The sequence below is a fragment of the Kitasatospora sp. NPDC093102 genome (assembly GCF_040683915.1).
In the GTDB taxonomy this organism is placed as follows: domain Bacteria; phylum Actinomycetota; class Actinomycetes; order Streptomycetales; family Streptomycetaceae; genus Kitasatospora.
Genome location: NZ_JBFBFA010000015.1, coordinates 58,484 through 72,009, shown reverse-complemented (window position 1 = coordinate 72,009; position 13,526 = coordinate 58,484). Strand labels below are relative to the sequence as shown.

At 71.8% G+C, this 13,526-nt stretch carries 18 protein-coding genes and 1 pseudogene; 8 read left to right on the top strand and 11 right to left on the bottom strand.

What is annotated here, in order from left to right:
- Positions 1-65: 65 nt before the first annotated feature.
- The 5 genes and pseudogenes from AB0O11_RS20910 to AB0O11_RS20890 all read right to left on the bottom strand — a co-directional run.
- Positions 66-1,313, bottom strand: a pseudogene (locus tag AB0O11_RS20910) (sugar ABC transporter permease); the annotation flags it as partial.
- Positions 1,314-1,315: 2 nt separating this feature from the next.
- On the bottom strand, positions 1,316-2,107 hold the full coding sequence (locus AB0O11_RS20905) for an ATP-binding cassette domain-containing protein (RefSeq protein WP_363388900.1): 792 nt from the start codon (positions 2,105-2,107) through the stop codon (positions 1,316-1,318).
- 37 nt (positions 2,108-2,144) lie between these two features.
- Positions 2,145-3,245: a substrate-binding domain-containing protein gene (locus AB0O11_RS20900; protein WP_363388898.1), complete on the bottom strand. Its 1,101-nt coding sequence runs from the start codon at positions 3,243-3,245 to the stop codon at positions 2,145-2,147.
- Positions 3,246-3,463: 218 nt separating this feature from the next.
- Positions 3,464-3,829, bottom strand: coding sequence for a hypothetical protein (locus tag AB0O11_RS20895; RefSeq protein ID WP_363388895.1), 366 nt, complete (start codon positions 3,827-3,829; stop codon positions 3,464-3,466).
- 137 nt (positions 3,830-3,966) lie between these two features.
- Entirely contained in the window at positions 3,967-4,644 is a 678-nt protein-coding gene (locus tag AB0O11_RS20890; RefSeq protein ID WP_363388893.1) for an HAD-IA family hydrolase, read from the bottom strand.
- A gap of 134 nt (positions 4,645-4,778) precedes the next feature.
- Between AB0O11_RS20890 and AB0O11_RS20885 the strand changes: the two genes are divergently transcribed.
- A complete protein-coding gene (locus AB0O11_RS20885; protein ID WP_363389120.1) occupies positions 4,779-5,138 on the top strand; it encodes an SRPBCC family protein in 360 nt (119 codons plus the stop codon).
- Positions 5,139-5,369: 231 nt separating this feature from the next.
- Here AB0O11_RS20885 and AB0O11_RS20880 read toward each other — a convergent pair whose 3' ends face one another.
- Positions 5,370-5,972: a dihydrofolate reductase family protein gene (locus AB0O11_RS20880; RefSeq protein ID WP_363388890.1), complete on the bottom strand. Its 603-nt coding sequence runs from the start codon at positions 5,970-5,972 to the stop codon at positions 5,370-5,372.
- Positions 5,973-6,223: 251 nt separating this feature from the next.
- Between AB0O11_RS20880 and AB0O11_RS20875 the strand changes: the two genes are divergently transcribed.
- Positions 6,224-7,330, top strand: a complete 1,107-nt coding sequence (locus AB0O11_RS20875) for a hypothetical protein (RefSeq protein WP_363388887.1) — start codon at positions 6,224-6,226, stop codon at positions 7,328-7,330.
- Positions 7,331-7,415: 85 nt separating this feature from the next.
- Positions 7,416-7,916, top strand: a complete 501-nt coding sequence (locus AB0O11_RS20870) for a peptidylprolyl isomerase (protein WP_363388884.1) — start codon at positions 7,416-7,418, stop codon at positions 7,914-7,916.
- A 108-nt stretch (positions 7,917-8,024) separates the two neighbouring features.
- Here the strand turns inward: AB0O11_RS20870 and AB0O11_RS20865 are convergent, their stop codons facing one another.
- Positions 8,025-8,798, bottom strand: coding sequence for a nucleotidyltransferase family protein (locus AB0O11_RS20865; RefSeq protein ID WP_363388881.1), 774 nt, complete (start codon positions 8,796-8,798; stop codon positions 8,025-8,027).
- Positions 8,799-9,082: 284 nt separating this feature from the next.
- On the opposite strand from AB0O11_RS20865, the gene AB0O11_RS20860 reads away from it, so the two are divergent.
- The gene (locus AB0O11_RS20860; protein ID WP_363388879.1) at positions 9,083-9,463 is read left to right on the top strand and encodes a hypothetical protein; all 381 of its coding nucleotides are present in this window, start codon (positions 9,083-9,085) and stop codon (positions 9,461-9,463) included.
- A gap of 10 nt (positions 9,464-9,473) precedes the next feature.
- A complete protein-coding gene (locus AB0O11_RS20855) occupies positions 9,474-10,289 on the top strand; it encodes a GNAT family N-acetyltransferase (RefSeq protein WP_363388876.1) in 816 nt (271 codons plus the stop codon).
- A 7-nt stretch (positions 10,290-10,296) separates the two neighbouring features.
- Here the strand turns inward: AB0O11_RS20855 and AB0O11_RS20850 are convergent, their stop codons facing one another.
- The 3 genes from AB0O11_RS20850 to AB0O11_RS20840 all read right to left on the bottom strand — a co-directional run bounded on the left by AB0O11_RS20850 (position 10,297) and on the right by AB0O11_RS20840 (position 11,995).
- Positions 10,297-10,812 (bottom strand): DinB family protein, encoded by a 516-nt coding sequence (locus AB0O11_RS20850; protein WP_363388873.1) that lies wholly within the window; start codon positions 10,810-10,812, stop codon positions 10,297-10,299.
- 149 nt (positions 10,813-10,961) lie between these two features.
- Positions 10,962-11,171 carry a DUF397 domain-containing protein gene (locus AB0O11_RS20845; RefSeq protein WP_363388870.1) on the bottom strand — a complete coding sequence of 70 codons (210 nt, stop codon included), beginning with the start codon at positions 11,169-11,171 and terminating at the stop codon, positions 10,962-10,964.
- Positions 11,156-11,995: a helix-turn-helix transcriptional regulator gene (locus AB0O11_RS20840; protein ID WP_363388867.1), complete on the bottom strand. Its 840-nt coding sequence runs from the start codon at positions 11,993-11,995 to the stop codon at positions 11,156-11,158. Before AB0O11_RS20840 ends, AB0O11_RS20845 begins: the two co-directional genes overlap by 16 nt.
- Before the next feature lie 118 nt (positions 11,996-12,113).
- Between AB0O11_RS20840 and AB0O11_RS20835 the strand changes: the two genes are divergently transcribed.
- Genes AB0O11_RS20835 through AB0O11_RS20825 form a run of 3 tightly spaced genes read left to right on the top strand, consistent with a single transcriptional unit; the run spans position 12,114 to position 13,061 of the window.
- A complete protein-coding gene (locus tag AB0O11_RS20835) occupies positions 12,114-12,314 on the top strand; it encodes a hypothetical protein (protein WP_363388864.1) in 201 nt (66 codons plus the stop codon).
- Positions 12,314-12,559, top strand: a complete 246-nt coding sequence (locus tag AB0O11_RS20830; protein WP_363388861.1) for a hypothetical protein — start codon at positions 12,314-12,316, stop codon at positions 12,557-12,559. Before AB0O11_RS20835 ends, AB0O11_RS20830 begins: the two co-directional genes overlap by 1 nt.
- Positions 12,560-12,593: 34 nt before the next feature.
- A complete protein-coding gene (locus AB0O11_RS20825; RefSeq protein ID WP_363388859.1) occupies positions 12,594-13,061 on the top strand; it encodes an NUDIX domain-containing protein in 468 nt (155 codons plus the stop codon).
- A gap of 64 nt (positions 13,062-13,125) precedes the next feature.
- On the opposite strand, the gene AB0O11_RS20820 is transcribed toward AB0O11_RS20825, so the two are convergent.
- The gene (locus tag AB0O11_RS20820; RefSeq protein WP_363388856.1) at positions 13,126-13,446 is read right to left on the bottom strand and encodes a hypothetical protein; all 321 of its coding nucleotides are present in this window, start codon (positions 13,444-13,446) and stop codon (positions 13,126-13,128) included.
- Positions 13,447-13,526: the final 80 nt, after the last annotated feature.

Genomic DNA, 13,526 nt, shown 5'->3' with positions numbered 1-13,526 from the left:
CGAAGGCCCCGGCGCCCCCGCCCGCGATGCGACGGGGCGGGGCGGGGGCGCCGGGCCGGACTTCCCTACCCGCGGCCGCTGCTGCGGGTGCGGCGGGTGAGGGAGTCGAGGACGACGGCGGCCAGCAGCACCGCGCCGGTGATCATGTACTGGATGGCCTGGGCCGCGTGGACCATGTCCAGGCCGGTGGTGATGGACTGGATGACGAGGATGCCCAGCAGCGCCGACCAGGTCTTGCCGCGGCCGCCGAAGAGGCTGGTGCCGCCGATGACGGCCGCGGCGATCGCGCTCATCAGCACGTTGCCGCTGCCCAGTTGCTTGTCGGCGGAGCCCTGCTGGGAGGCGTAGAACAGGCCGCCGAGGCCGGCCAGGAACGCGGAGAGCACGAAGACGGAGATCCGTACCCGGGCGACGTTGACGCCGGCGCGCCGGGCGGCTTCGACGCCGCCGCCGACGGCGAAGACCTGCCGCCCGTAGCGGGTGCGGCGCAGCACGAAGTCGGTGGCGAGGACGGCGCCGAGCAGGACGACCAGGGACAGCGGCAGGCCGCGGTCCTGGTTGAGGGTGTAGGCGGTGGCGAGGGTGAGGACGGCCAGCGCCCCCGCGCGGATCGCGCTGTCGGCGGCCGGCGGTGCGGTGAGGCCGGCGGCGCGCCGGCGGCGGGCGGTGCGCAGGCGGGCGGCCAGGTAGAGGGCGGGGGCGAGGACGGCCAGGCCCCAGGCGTAGGCGATGTCGCCGTCGCCGAGGAAGGTGGTGTCCAGGCTCGCGACGACGCCGTCGTGGCGGTTGTTGACGGTGCCGGCGTCGCCCAGGACCCACTCCTGCAAGCCGCTCCAGGCGAGCATCCCGGCGAGGGTGACCACGAAGGCGGGAACTCCGACGCGGGCGAAGAACAGGCCGTGCAGCAGGCCCATGGCGCAGGCCACGCCCAGGGCGGCGAGGATCGCCACCCACTCGCTCCACCCCTGGCGCACCGCCAGCACCGCCGCGATGGCAGCGCTCGCGCCGGCGACCGAGCCGAGGGAGAGGTCGATCTCGCCGAGGATCAGCACGAAGACGACACCGACCGCGATCAGGCCGGGGCCGGCGATGAAGCGGGTGATGTTGGTGAGGTTGTCGGCCTGGAGGAAGTGGTGGGTGACGGACTGGAAGACGACGGCGATGACGACCAGGCCCACGACGACCGGCAGCGAGCCGAGTTCGCCGGAGGCCAGGCGCCGTCGGGCGGCCCGCGCCCGGCCCGCCCAGCCCTGTGCGGGCGGGTGCAGCCGCGGGTCGGCGACCGGAGAGGGGGTGGCGGGTGCTTCGGGGGTGCTCACAGGGCCTCGGCCTCCTCGGTGTGCTCGGTGCGGCGGGCCCGGCGGGCGTGGGCGTTGTCGGTGGCGCCGGTGATCGCGGCGACGATCTGCTCCTGGGTGGTGCCCGCCACCGGGAAGACGCCGTTGTTGCGGCCCAGGCGCAGCACGGCGACGGTGTCGGCCACCGCCCGTACGTCGGCCATGTTGTGGCTGACCAGCACGACCGCCAGGCCCTGCTCGCGCAGCCGCTCCACCAGGTCCAGGACCTGGGCGGTCTGCTCGACGCCGAGCGCCGCGGTGGGCTCGTCCAGGACGACCAGGGCCGGTTCGCCGACCAGGGCGCGGGCGATGGCCACCACCTGGCGCTGCCCGCCGGACAGCGCGGCCACGGGGGTGCGCACGTCGGGGATGCGGATGGCGAGGGTGTCCAGCAGCCGGCGGGCGTGCTGCTCCATGGCGACCTCGTCGAGCAGGCCGCGGCGGCGTTTCTCGCGGCCGAGGAAGAGGTTGGCGATGACGTCGAGGTTGTCGCACAGCGCGAGGTCCTGGTAGACGGTCGCGATGCCGAGGGCGGCGGCGTCCTGGGGGCGGGCCAGGCGGACCGGCTCGCCGTGCCAGGTGAGGGTGCCCTCGTCCACGGGGTGGACGCCGGCGACGGTCTTGACGAGGGTGGACTTGCCGGCGCCGTTGTCGCCGACGAGGGCGAGCACCTCGCCGGCGTGGACGGTGAGGTCGACGTCGGTGAGGGCCTGGACGGCCCCGAAGCGCTTGGAGACCGAGCGCAGCTGGAGGACGGGTGCGCCTGTCACGGGAACAACCACCTTGGGGGAGCAGCTACTTGATGGGCTACTTGAGGCCGGCGGCGGCGCACGCGGCGGCGTAGTCGGCGGTGCAGATGTCGGAGGCCTTGTAGATGCCGTCGGCCAGGACGGTGGAGGCGATGGTGTCCTTGGTGACGATCTTGGCGTCCAGCAGCTTGGTGGGGATGTTCTTGGCGGTGTCGCTGTCGACGCTCGCGGTGGCGATGGTCTTGACGTCCTTGCCCTGGAGGAGGGCGACGGCCAGTTCGGCGGCGGCCTCGGCCTGCGGGCGGTAGGCCTTGTAGATGGTGTACGCCTGGTCGCCGTTGACGATGCGCTGGATGGCGTCCAGGGAGGCGTCCTGGCCGCCGACGGGGACCTTGATGCCGGCGCCCTTGAGCTGGGTGATGATGGCGGCGGCCATGCCGTCGTTGGCGGAGTAGACGGCCTGGAAGCCGTTCTTGCCGAACTCGGTGACGGCGGCGGAGATCTTCTGCCCGGCGACGGCCGGGTCCCACTGCCCGGACTGCTCGTAGACGACCTTCTTGACCTTGCCGTCGAGGATCTTGTGCGCGCCGGACTTGAAGTCCGCGGCGTTCGGGTCGGCCTCGTCGCCGTCGATCATGACGATGTTCGCCTCGGCGGCCTGCGCGCCGAGCGCGGCCAGCAGGGCCTGGCCCTGGAGTTCGCCGACCTTCTCGTTGTCGAAGGAGGTGTACGCGGCGACCGGGCCGGCGGCCAGGCGGTCGTAGGCGACGACCTTGACGCCCTTGGCGGCGGCCTCCTGGACCCAGTCCTGGGTGGACTTGGCGTTGTACGGGTCGAGGATGATCACCTTGACGCCCTGGGCGAGCAGGGTGTCGAACTGCTGCTTCTGCTTGGCGGCGCTGCCCTCGGCGTTGTTGTAGAGCACCTTGCACTGCGCGCACAGGGTCCTGACCTTGGCCTCGATGAACGGCCGGTCGAAGGACTCGTAGCGCACGGAGGAGGCGTTCTCGGGCAGCAGCAGGCCGATGGCGTTCGGGTTGCCGGAGGAGGCGGATGCCTCGTTCTTGGCGCCGCCGGCCTTCCCGCAGGCGGCGGTCATGGACAGGGTCAGCGCGAGGCCCACGGTGGAGACGAGGGCGCGACGCAGGACGGCGTTCATAGGGTGCCTCTCCCTGGGGTCGCCGCGGCTTCGCGGCGGGGTGGGAGGAGTCAACCCTGGGCGCGTACATGACGTCAATAAGTAAAACCAGCCTGCCCGCAATCCACGTCCACTCGTTATCTTCGTGAACACGCTTCAGGGGGAGAGGACATGCGAAAACGGGAGTGCCCGCCGGTCCCCCGTGCGGCGGGCACTCCCTGCTCAAAGCTGACGACACGTCAGGGACGGTCGAGCGTGATCGCGTTGATCGGCCCCAGGTCGTAGTAGACGCCCTTCGGGGAGGAGAGGTCGTAGACGCAGTCGGCGCCGCCCGAGCCGCGGCACAGGCGGGCGTGCGCGCCGCCGGTCTGGTTGTTGAGCACCCAGTGCATGCCGTACTGGCCGCTCAGGCTGTGCGCGCCGTAGCTCCAGTAGACGGCACTCGGGCTGACCGCCGGGTCCTGGCCCTGCGGGTAGACGCAGACCGCGCCCGACGGGCAGCCCGCCCAGTCGCCGTCCGCGGCACCGGCGCCGCCGGCCCCCATCGTGGTCAGGGCGGCCAGGGCCAGGGCCAGGGCGGCGGCGGCGTGGGTGATCCTGCGCATGAGTGGTTCTCCCTTGGCTGGTACGAGGACGGACGATCGATCCGCCCGATGCCCGTCAGCCTAGGAATCCCGCGCCCGCAGCGGTCCCTGACATCTGACAGGGGCGCGCCTGCTCGCCCCGCGAGCCCGAGGCCCCGCTACGGAAGGGGGAGCGCGGCGGCCCCGGCGACCAGCGCCGGCAGCTCCCGCATGTCCGCGAAGGTCCGGGTGCCCGGGCCCGCCAGCCACGCCTGCGGGGTCAGACCGCCGTGGAAGCCGAGCGAACGCATCCCCGCCGCCCGCGCCGCGGCCACCCCGTACTTGCTGTCCTCGACCACCAGGCACGCCGCCGGCTCCACACCCATCGCGGCAGCCGCGTGCAGGAACAGGTCCGGGGCGGGCTTGCCGCGCTCCACGTCCTCGGAGCTGAAGATCCGCCCGGCGAAACGCGCCAGCAGCCCGGTCCGCCCGAGCGTGGAGCGCAGCCGCGAGTGGCTGCTGGAGGACGCCACGCAGTCCGCCACCCCGGCCCGCTCCAGAACGGCCAACGCCTCCACCACCCCCTCCACCGGGGCGAGTCCGGCCGCGAACACCTCGTCGTACAGGTGCTGGAAGCGCTTTTCCCAGCCCGCCTCCAGCGGCACGCTCGCGTGCGCCTCGATCTCGGCCGTCATGAACGCGTGCGAACGGCCCAGGAACCGCTCGACGATCTCCTCCTGCGACAGCGGCCACCCCACCTCGGCGACCACCCGCGCATCCACCCGCACGGCCAGCCGCTCGCTGTCGAGCAGCACACCGTCGCAGTCGAAGACCACCAGCTCGACGGGAACAGACATGCCGCCACCCTACGGGGAGCCCGCCACGGGACGGCCGGGGCGTTCGAAGGGCGGGCCGGGACGGGGGCGTCAGAAGGAAACCCCCGCGTCGACGGCCCGGCACCGCACGCCCCGACCTCGCCGGCGCGGCGCCGCTGTCCTGGTGCCGGGGCCTGGCCGGCGGGCGCTACACCTCGCCGGCCCCGCACGGCGTCGGCACGACCCGGGAGATCACGGCACTTCGGATGCTGCACCTGCGCGAGGAGTTCGTGCACTGGGAGGAGGGCAGGCGGCACGCGTTCTGCGTCACCCGGGCCGGCCTGCCGCTGTACCGGCGCTTCGGCGAGGACTACCTGGTCGAGCCCCTCCCCGCCGGCGGCACCCGCTTCACCTGGACCTTCGCCTACGAGCCGACCCCACTGCTGCGCCGCCCCGCGGCACTGACCGACCTGCCCGGGGCGGCGTTCCTGCGCACACTGATCGCCGACACCAAGCGGCACTTCGGCGCGGCGTGAGCCCTCGGGCCCGGGGGCTCACGCCCCCTGGCCCCGGCTCAGGGGCCGTAGGCGTGCGGGAAGACGCCCACCGCCTCGACGGCCGCCTCGTGCGGATCCGCGTCCGGCCGCCGACCGGCTCCCGGGCTTCGACGCCTGGCGTGCGGAGGCCCCCGGCGGCGAGGGCCTCCGCGCCCACTGGGTCCTCCTCGCCGAGCACGGGCAGCGGACCGTCGCCGTGACGGCCGCCCGCTACTCCCGTGACCAGCGGCTCTCCACCACCCCGCACCCGTACGCCGACACCCCGCCCGACCGGTACCCGTGCTCCACCAGCCACGGCCCGGACACCCGGCTGCCTGCCCCCGCGAACCCGGGATTGACGAACAGCCGCAGCTCCTCGGCCAGTCCCTCGCGCAGCAGCGAGGCCACCAGCCCCGCACCGCCGAAGCACAGCAGCCGCCCGCCCGCCGCCTGCTTCGCCCGTGCCACCGTGTCCGCGAGCTCCCCGGTGAGCACCTCGGTGCGCGGCCACTCCTGAAGCGGCCGGCCCGCCCGGGACACCGTGAACTTCGGCAGCGCCCCGATCGCCCGGGCGAACTCCCAGTCCCCGTCGCCGGGGTGCAGGGCGGCCATCCGCTCCCAGTGCCCCAGGTACCCCTCGTCGGTCATCGGCCGGCTCAGCAGGATGCCCGAGGCCCCCGCCAGCAGTGCGTTGAACGAGGCCCGCAGATCCGCGCTCCACGGCCAATCGGGCCCCCAGTTCCACAACTGCCAGTCGGCCCCGGGGACTTCGCTGTCCACGAAACCGTCCGCCGACACCTGCATCGCCACGACCAGCCTGCCCGTGCCACCCATGTCGCACCTCCCTTGTCCGTGCAGGCTAGAACACGGGCCTGACAAACGGGCGGAGCCCGGACAGGGGCGCGGGGAATGCCCGCGGGGCCGGAGTGCGGGGGTGTCGTCACCCGATCGAGTGGCCGGCGTTGGCGTTCCACATGGCGGTGGTGGGCGCGTGGGTAGCGTCGGTCCATGATCGTGGAATCGTCAACCGGCCTGACGTATCGACGATTTGACTTATTGTCGTATCAGTAAAGAGGCATCGTCGCATGGCAGAGAAGCGCCTGAAGTCCTGGGGCAACAACCGCTCCGGCCAGCTCGGGGACGGCACCTGGGCCGACCTCCGCACCACGGCCACCGCCGTGCTCGGTCTCACCAGCGCCGAGGTGGTGAAGATCGCCGCCGGCGGGTTCGGTTCCTCCACCGGTCACGGGCTGGCCCTGCTGACGGACCGTACGGTGCAGTCCTGGGGCGTCAACGGTGCGGGCCAGCTCGGCGACGGCACGGTGTTCAGCCACAACGTGCCCGGCCAGGTGGTCAACCTCTCCGACGCCACCGACATCGCCGCCGGCGGCGCACACAGCCTCGCCCTGCTCGCCGACGGCACCGTGGCGGCCTGGGGGCAGAACGGCCACGGCCAGCTCGGCAACGGGACCGGCGCCGACAGCAGCGTCCCGGTGCGGGTCGAGGGCCTGGCCAAGGTCGTCGCCATCGCCGCCGGCCTCCACCACAGCCTGGCACTGCGCGAGGACGGCACCGTGTGGGCCTGGGGCTACAACAGCAACGGCCAGCTCGGGGACGGGACTTCGGCGAGCAGAGGCATCCCGGCGCCGGTGGCCGGCCTGACCGGGGCGAGCGCGATCGCCGCCGGCGCCGGCCACAGCCTCGCCCTGGTCGGCAAGCCGGGTAACGGCGCCACCGTGAAGGCCTGGGGCTACAACGCCACCGGCCAGCTCGGCGACAACACCACCATCAACCGCTTCACCCCGGTCGCCACGCAGGGCGCCTGGTCGGGCGGCGTCTGGCAGATCGCGGCCGGCTGCAACCACAGCCTGGCCGTGGTCGACGGCGACAGCCGCCTCAAGGCCTGGGGCCAGAACACCGCCGGCCAGCTCGGCGACGGCACCACGGTCTTCCGCATCACCCCCGTCACCGTCCCCGGCCTGACGGGCGTGCAGCTGGTGGCCGGCGGCCGGGAGCACACCGTGGCACTGTCGGGGACCAGCACCGTGCACTCCTGGGGCAGCAACGGCTCCGGCCAGCTCGGCGACGGCACCACCAGCGACAGCACCACTCCGGTGCCCACCCTCACCGCACTCACCGGCATCGACAAGCTCGCCGCCCCCGTCGGCGGCGACTTCAGTCTCGCCAACTGAGGCGCCTTGACAGTGCCCAGCCGCACCTCCTGTCACAATGCCGTGAGCGTTCCGTAGCCGCCACAACGCAGACAGTGAGGTAGTCATGTCGAAGGTCAAGCTGAGCACCAACCACGGCGACATCGTTCTCCGGCTCGACGCGGAGAAGGCCCCGGCCACGGTGGACAACTTCCTCCAGTACGTCCGGGACGGGTTCTACGACGGGACGGTCTTCCACCGGGTCATCGACAACTTCATGATCCAGGGCGGCGGACTCGAACCCGGCATGAAGCAGAAGAAGACCCGCGACCCCATCCAGAACGAGGCCGACAACGGCCTGAAGAACACCAAGTACTCCGTGGCCATGGCCCGCACGATGGACCCGCACTCGGCCACCGCCCAGTTCTTCGTCAACGTCGCCGACAACGACTTCCTGAACCACACCGCCAAGACCGCCCAGGCCTGGGGCTACACGGTCTTCGGCGAAGTGGTCGAAGGCCAGGACGTCGTCGACTCCATCAAGGCCGTGCCCACCGGCACCAAGGCCGGCCACCAGGACGTCCCCAAGGAGGACGTCGTCATCACGAAGGCCGAGATCGTCGAGTAGACCCGGGAACGGTGGAACAGGAAGTCGGCCCGGCCGACTTCCTGCTCACACGGCTACGCGCCCCCCGGCCGCAGGAAAGAGCGGCCCCCGGCCCGGTGGGGGAGACCGTCAACGAGCAGCCGGATCCGCTCCCTTGACCGCAGCCGGTTGCCGGCCCTGCTCCGACCAGGCCGGCGCCGCCACGCGTGCCCGCAACTCGCACAGATCACCCAAGGTGTTGACAGCGCACCAGAAGCCACCGACGCGGTACCCCGCCAGCTGCCGCAGCCGCACCAGGTACGGAAGCGTCGTGTCCGCGTGGTCCCCCTGATCCGGCAACAGGGGGACGACACCGGGCGCGAAGGCGTACACGCCGCCGTTGACCGTGCAGGCGGCCGGAGGCGGCGCGGCAAGCTCGGCGACCCTCCCCAGCGCATCGCACACGACCGTGCCCCGGGGCAGCCGGGGCGGGACCAGGGCGACCGTGGCCAGTGCCCCGTACCGCAGGTGATGAGCGCCCAGCGCGGTGAGCGGAAAATCGGCCCAGATGTCGCCGTAGACAGCGAACCACGGCTCCTGCGGCGCCGGAAGCGCACCGGCGGCGAGCTTCAGCCCTCCACCCCGCCCCCGCGCGCGGTCCTCCACCACCACGGTGGTGCGGACCGGCAGGCTCGCCGTGCGCACGTAGTCGGTGATCACCTGCGAGCGGTAGCCCGCCGAGACGACCACCGTCTCCACGCCCGCGGCGGCGAACCACTCGATCTGATGGCGCAACAGCGGTGCACCGTTCACCTCGACCATCGCCTTGGGACACAGGTCCGTGTACGGGGCGAGCCGCCTGCCGCGCCCACCCGCGAGGACCACGGCCTGACGGATCCGGGGAAGAGCCTCCGGCAACCACATCCCCGACCTCCCGGGAGCGACGGCACAGCATCGGAACACCCGCCGCGAGGCACGGGCGGAGCGTACGGATGCGACGCGGGCAGCCCCGACGCGCCGTAGACAGATACCCGACCCACTCACCGTGAAATCCCTCGCCGCGCACGGCGGTCACCGGCACACGGACCCCGCGGCCGGTGACCGGGACGGTGGAACAGGAAGTCGGCCCGGCCGACTTCCTGCTCCGAGCGGCCGGCCGGGCCCGGAAACCGGATGACCGCAACCGCCGCCGTCCTCGACAATGGCACATGCTGACCGACCACTGGCCCCTGCTGGGCCTGCGGCTGACCACACCCCGCCTCGAACTGCGCCTGCCCACCGACGACGAACTCGCCGCCCTGGCCGAACTGGCCGCGGAAGGCGTCCACGAACCGGACCGCATGCCCTTCCTCGTGCCGTGGACCGACCTGCCCCCGGCCCAACGGGCGCGCTCGGTGGTGCAACACCACTGGCTGCGCCAGGGAAACTGGTCCCCGGACGACTGGGCCCTGAACCTGGCCGTCCTCGAGAACGGCCGGGCCGTCGGCCTGCAGACCCTCGCCGCCCGCCACTTCGCTGCGTCACCGTCAGGTACTGGTCCTGCAACAGTGCGGCGGCCCACCACCGCACCCGCCGCAAGCGGCCCCTAGGCTGCCCCGCATGAGTCTGTCAGCTTCTGCCGTCGCCGCCGCCAGCGCGGCCTGGGTGTGGACACCGCCGGACGCCGAGGTCGTCGAGGGCGACGAGTGCACGATCCTGCGGCTGCCCGACTATGTCGACTTCGACCTCTCGGTCGTCTCCTTCACACCGGCCGGGCCGCTCGGCCCGGCCGTCGACGCGGTGCTGGAGCGGGCGCGTGCGTTCGGGCTGCCGACGCTGGACTGGCAGGTGCTGATCGGCTACCCGGCCGCACTGGCCGCCGAGCTGTCCGCGCGCGGCGGGCGGGTGAAGCTCGACCTGGAGGTCCTGGCCGTGGACCTGAGCCAGGGCGCACCCCGGCTGCGGCCGCCGACGGTGGGCGTATCGCCCGTCTGGGCAACGGACTTCGCGACGGCCAGGGACGGGGCGGCGGTCGGGGTCACCGGGTTCGGCGGCGAACTCCCGCCCGACGAACAGATCGAGGAGCTCGCGGCCAGGAGCGCGAAGGCCGTTGCGGCCGGCGAGGGCGGCATGGTCGTCGCGTACGTGGACGGTGAGCCCGCCGGAACCGGCAGCGTGAAGGTGGCGGACGGCGTCGCGCGGCTGTCGGGCGGGGCCGTGGCACCGTCCTGGCAGGGCCTGGGGGTGTACCGGGCGGTACTCGACGCCCGGCTGTCCTACGGGGTGGCGTACGGCGCGACGATGGCCCTGGTCAAGGCCAACGCGGCCACGTCCGGGCCGATCCTGCGGAAGTCGGGCTTCACGCCCTTCGGCCCGGAGCCCGTCTACGCCGTCCCGCTGCGTGAACTGCCCGGGACTTCGGTCCCGGGCAGTTGACCCGCAGCTAGTAGTAGCCCTTCGAACCGTCGAGGAGCTCCCGGACGATGTCGGCGTGCCCTGCGTGCCGGCCCGTCTCCTCGATGAGGTGGATCAGCATCCAGCGGAGGTTGGCGCCGCCGGTGCGGAAGCCGGAGTGGCGGCCGGCGTCGTCCAGGGAGGCCGCCGCGACGATCTCGTTGCTGCGGGCGCACTGGGCCTCGTACTCCGCGAGCAGCTCGGCGAGGGGGCGGCCGCCGGTGTGCCAGTCGGCGTCCTCGGCCGACTCGTCGAACGCCGGGTTCTGCTTCTCGTCGCCGCCGAGGAACAGCACCTCCAGCCAGAGGTGTTCGGTCCAGCGCATGTGCGAGACGAGGCCGGCCATCGTCATGGTCGGAGAAGTCGGGATGACCGAGCGGTGCGCGTCCCGGTCGTCCAGCCCCTCGCACTTCCAGCGCAGGATCTGCCGTTGCAGGTCCAACCAGCCGATGAGTGCGGTGCGTTCGTCCGCAAGGAGTGGGGGGCGTTCCAGTTCCGATGCCATGGCGGTGCAGGCTACCGGGGCGGTCCGACGGGCGCACCGGATTTACGCGTGCGGCCGGGTGGACCGGGCTCGGGCGGGAAGTCGGCAGGGCCGGCTTCCCGCTCAGGCCGCCGCCGTCGCAGTCGGGGCGGCGGGGCCGATGGCTGCGGTCAGCGGGCGTCGAACTCGCCGGTGCGGACGGCGGTGACGAAGGCCTGCCAGGCGGGGGCGGGGAAGAGGAGAGCCGGGCCGGAGGGGTCCTTGGAGTCGCGTACGGGCATGACGCCGATGAAGCCGTCGGCGACCTCGATGCATGCGCCGCCGGTTCCGCCGCTGTACGAACTCTTTCGCCAGGACGCCGCGGTCAGGTTGACATCCACTCCAGGTCTCTCCTTGCCGCACGGATGAAAGCCAGCGATTCGGCCTGGCCGAGGGCCTCGACCGCAAGCCGATCGTAGCTCCTGGCGAGTGCGGCAACCGACTTGGTATCGCGGTCGATGTAGCCACGCGATTCAATTTCGCCGTAAGCGAGAACTTTGCGGTTCGGCATGGTAAGGAGATAGGTCATGTGTGTGAATGGCCGGTTCTCGCCCATGGAGAACGGAGCCACCTGGATGACTACGTGGGGTCGAGCGGACAACTGCTCAAGGTGAAGCAGTTGTTCGACCATGACATCGCGTCCACCGATGACCCTCCTGAGGCAGGCCTCGTCCAACACCACGTGTACGAGTGGAGGAGGAGTCCGTCCCAGGATTTGCTGCCGGGCAAGCCTGAATTCGACGCGTTCCTCGGCCAGCTTTTGGGTTGAAAGGCCCTGCCTTACGTAACCCATCTGGACTGCGGTTGCATACGCCCGGGTCTGTAGAAGTCCGGCGACGAGATCGACTTCGAAGATCCTCATCTCTTCGGCAAGAGCCTCGTAGCGGGAGTACTCCGGGAAGCCCTCCAGGATCGCGGAGTTCTTCAGCTGATACCACATCAACATCATGGTGCCGCCCGTGTCGAGCGCGATGTCGGAGAGTTCGGCGAGCTTGCGACTCGGCGGCCGGTGCGCAAGTTCGACGTAGGAGAGGTGTGAGGGGGAGCACCCGATGAGCGGGGCCAGCTCCTCCTGGAGGAGGCCCCTGGCCTCTCGTGAGTTGCGGAGTTGGATTCCGAAGGGCGCCCAGGGGCTCGACTCCGGGTCAATCTTCTTCTTGTTCATGGTGGCCCTCAACTTCCGTGTGGCCTCTTGGCAAGTAGCAGGCCGCTTCCGATGCTAGGTGACCTTGCGCCACCATGTGCACAGAACGTGAAACTCCGATCGCAGAGGGTTCCATCCCATGGCCCACGACCAAGCCCCCCGCCTCCACGGCTACGGCGTCCGCTGGGACACCGAGGCCGACCGCTACCGGGTCCGCAACGAGATGACCGGTGAGTGGCTGCGCCAACCCGACGGCGAGCTCGTCTCTTTCGTCTTCTTCGGGGACGCCTACAGCGCCTGGCGGGCCTTCGAGGTCCACAAGCGGCCGGGGGAGCGGTGATGTCCTCCACCCTCTCCCGTGCGACCGCCGAGCAGCGCCGCCAGGCCGCCGACGTCCTGGACGACCTCACCACCGTCCTCGCCCTCGGCGGCGTCAAGCTCCCCACCCTCGAAGTCGACTGGGCGGGCGGCCGCCTGACGTGCAGCTACCTGCTCCACCTCACCGCCCGGCCGCTCGACCTTCTCCGGATGGTCGACCTGTTGCGCAAGGGGCTGCGCTACGAGCGCCTCACCTACGACGACTGAACACCCCTGCCGCGTCGAGAAAGTGACCTCCCCCGTGCAAGACCCCCGCCTCCTTGCCAAGCCCCCCGTCTGCCGGCTCGGCTGCCTCGCCCTGGTCCGCAACCAGCGCGGCGACGTCCTGCTCGTGGACCCCGACTACATGGACGGCATGATCCTTCCCGGCGGCGCCGCCCGCCCCGACGAGCCCCCGCACCTGGCCGCCGCCCGCCACCTGCACGCCGAGACCGGCCTGGTCATCCGCCTCGCCCACATCCTCGCGGTCGACTTCACCCCGGCCGACCGCTACCTGGAGCGCCTCACCCTGGTGTTCGACGGCGGCGCCGTCCCCGACGGCACCCAGATCACCGTCCCCGCGCAGCGCCAGAGCGGCCTGCTCGGCGCCCGCTTCGTCCCCGCCCGCAGCCTCCCGGACTTCATGGCCCCCTCCCAGGCCGCCCGCGCCGCCGAGGCCCTCGCCAACCGTTCCCTGCCCGTCCTCCTCCACGGCCAGCGCGCGGCCTGACGGTGCGTGGACACGCCTCGGCCCGGCGCGGACGTCCGAGCCGGGCCGAGGCATTCTCACTGGATCAGTCCAGGGCGAGGAAGCTGCCGACGTTCTCGTCCGGCCGGAACTCGCCCGGCCCCAGGGGGTTGAGGATCCTCGTCTGACAGTTGCCGTCGGGGAAGAGCAGGATGGTGCCGCCGGTCCGGTTGACGATCGCGGTGTCGGGGCCGAGGCCGGCGTAGCACTGGCCGCCCCGCGGGTCACGGACCGGCCGGAACTGGTCGCCCTTCTCCATGATCACGATGCCGGGGGCCGCCGAGGCGGTCGAGACGTTGACGGAGGACAGGGTGAGAACGCCGGCGGTGACCACGAGGGCCGCGCGCGGGCTGAAGCGCATACGCATGGGGGACTCCCGTACTGGGTGCATGAGGGGGTGTCGGCGGGAGTCCCGAAACCCCGAACCCGTCGGTGTCTCGCCACTCC

Bases quoted from the DNA above. Each gene is read 5' to 3' on its own strand.
- AB0O11_RS20900 (WP_363388898.1), bottom strand. From the start codon at position 3,245: ATGAACGCCGTCCTGCGTCGCGCCCTCGTCTCCACCGTGGGCCTCGCG.
- AB0O11_RS20895 (WP_363388895.1), bottom strand. From the start codon at position 3,829: ATGCGCAGGATCACCCACGCCGCCGCCGCCCTGGCCCTGGCCCTGGCC.
- AB0O11_RS20890 (WP_363388893.1), bottom strand. From the start codon at position 4,644: ATGTCTGTTCCCGTCGAGCTGGTGGTCTTCGACTGCGACGGTGTGCTG.
- AB0O11_RS20880 (WP_363388890.1), bottom strand. From the start codon at position 5,972: ATGGGTGGCACGGGCAGGCTGGTCGTGGCGATGCAGGTGTCGGCGGAC.
- AB0O11_RS20875 (WP_363388887.1), top strand. From the start codon at position 6,224: ATGGCAGAGAAGCGCCTGAAGTCCTGGGGCAACAACCGCTCCGGCCAG.
- AB0O11_RS20870 (WP_363388884.1), top strand. From the start codon at position 7,416: ATGTCGAAGGTCAAGCTGAGCACCAACCACGGCGACATCGTTCTCCGG.
- AB0O11_RS20865 (WP_363388881.1), bottom strand. From the start codon at position 8,798: ATGTGGTTGCCGGAGGCTCTTCCCCGGATCCGTCAGGCCGTGGTCCTC.
- AB0O11_RS20860 (WP_363388879.1), top strand. From the start codon at position 9,083: ATGCTGACCGACCACTGGCCCCTGCTGGGCCTGCGGCTGACCACACCC.
- AB0O11_RS20855 (WP_363388876.1), top strand. From the start codon at position 9,474: ATGAGTCTGTCAGCTTCTGCCGTCGCCGCCGCCAGCGCGGCCTGGGTG.
- AB0O11_RS20850 (WP_363388873.1), bottom strand. From the start codon at position 10,812: ATGGCATCGGAACTGGAACGCCCCCCACTCCTTGCGGACGAACGCACC.
- AB0O11_RS20840 (WP_363388867.1), bottom strand. From the start codon at position 11,995: ATGAACAAGAAGAAGATTGACCCGGAGTCGAGCCCCTGGGCGCCCTTC.
- AB0O11_RS20835 (WP_363388864.1), top strand. From the start codon at position 12,114: ATGGCCCACGACCAAGCCCCCCGCCTCCACGGCTACGGCGTCCGCTGG.
- AB0O11_RS20830 (WP_363388861.1), top strand. From the start codon at position 12,314: ATGTCCTCCACCCTCTCCCGTGCGACCGCCGAGCAGCGCCGCCAGGCC.
- AB0O11_RS20820 (WP_363388856.1), bottom strand. From the start codon at position 13,446: ATGCGTATGCGCTTCAGCCCGCGCGCGGCCCTCGTGGTCACCGCCGGC.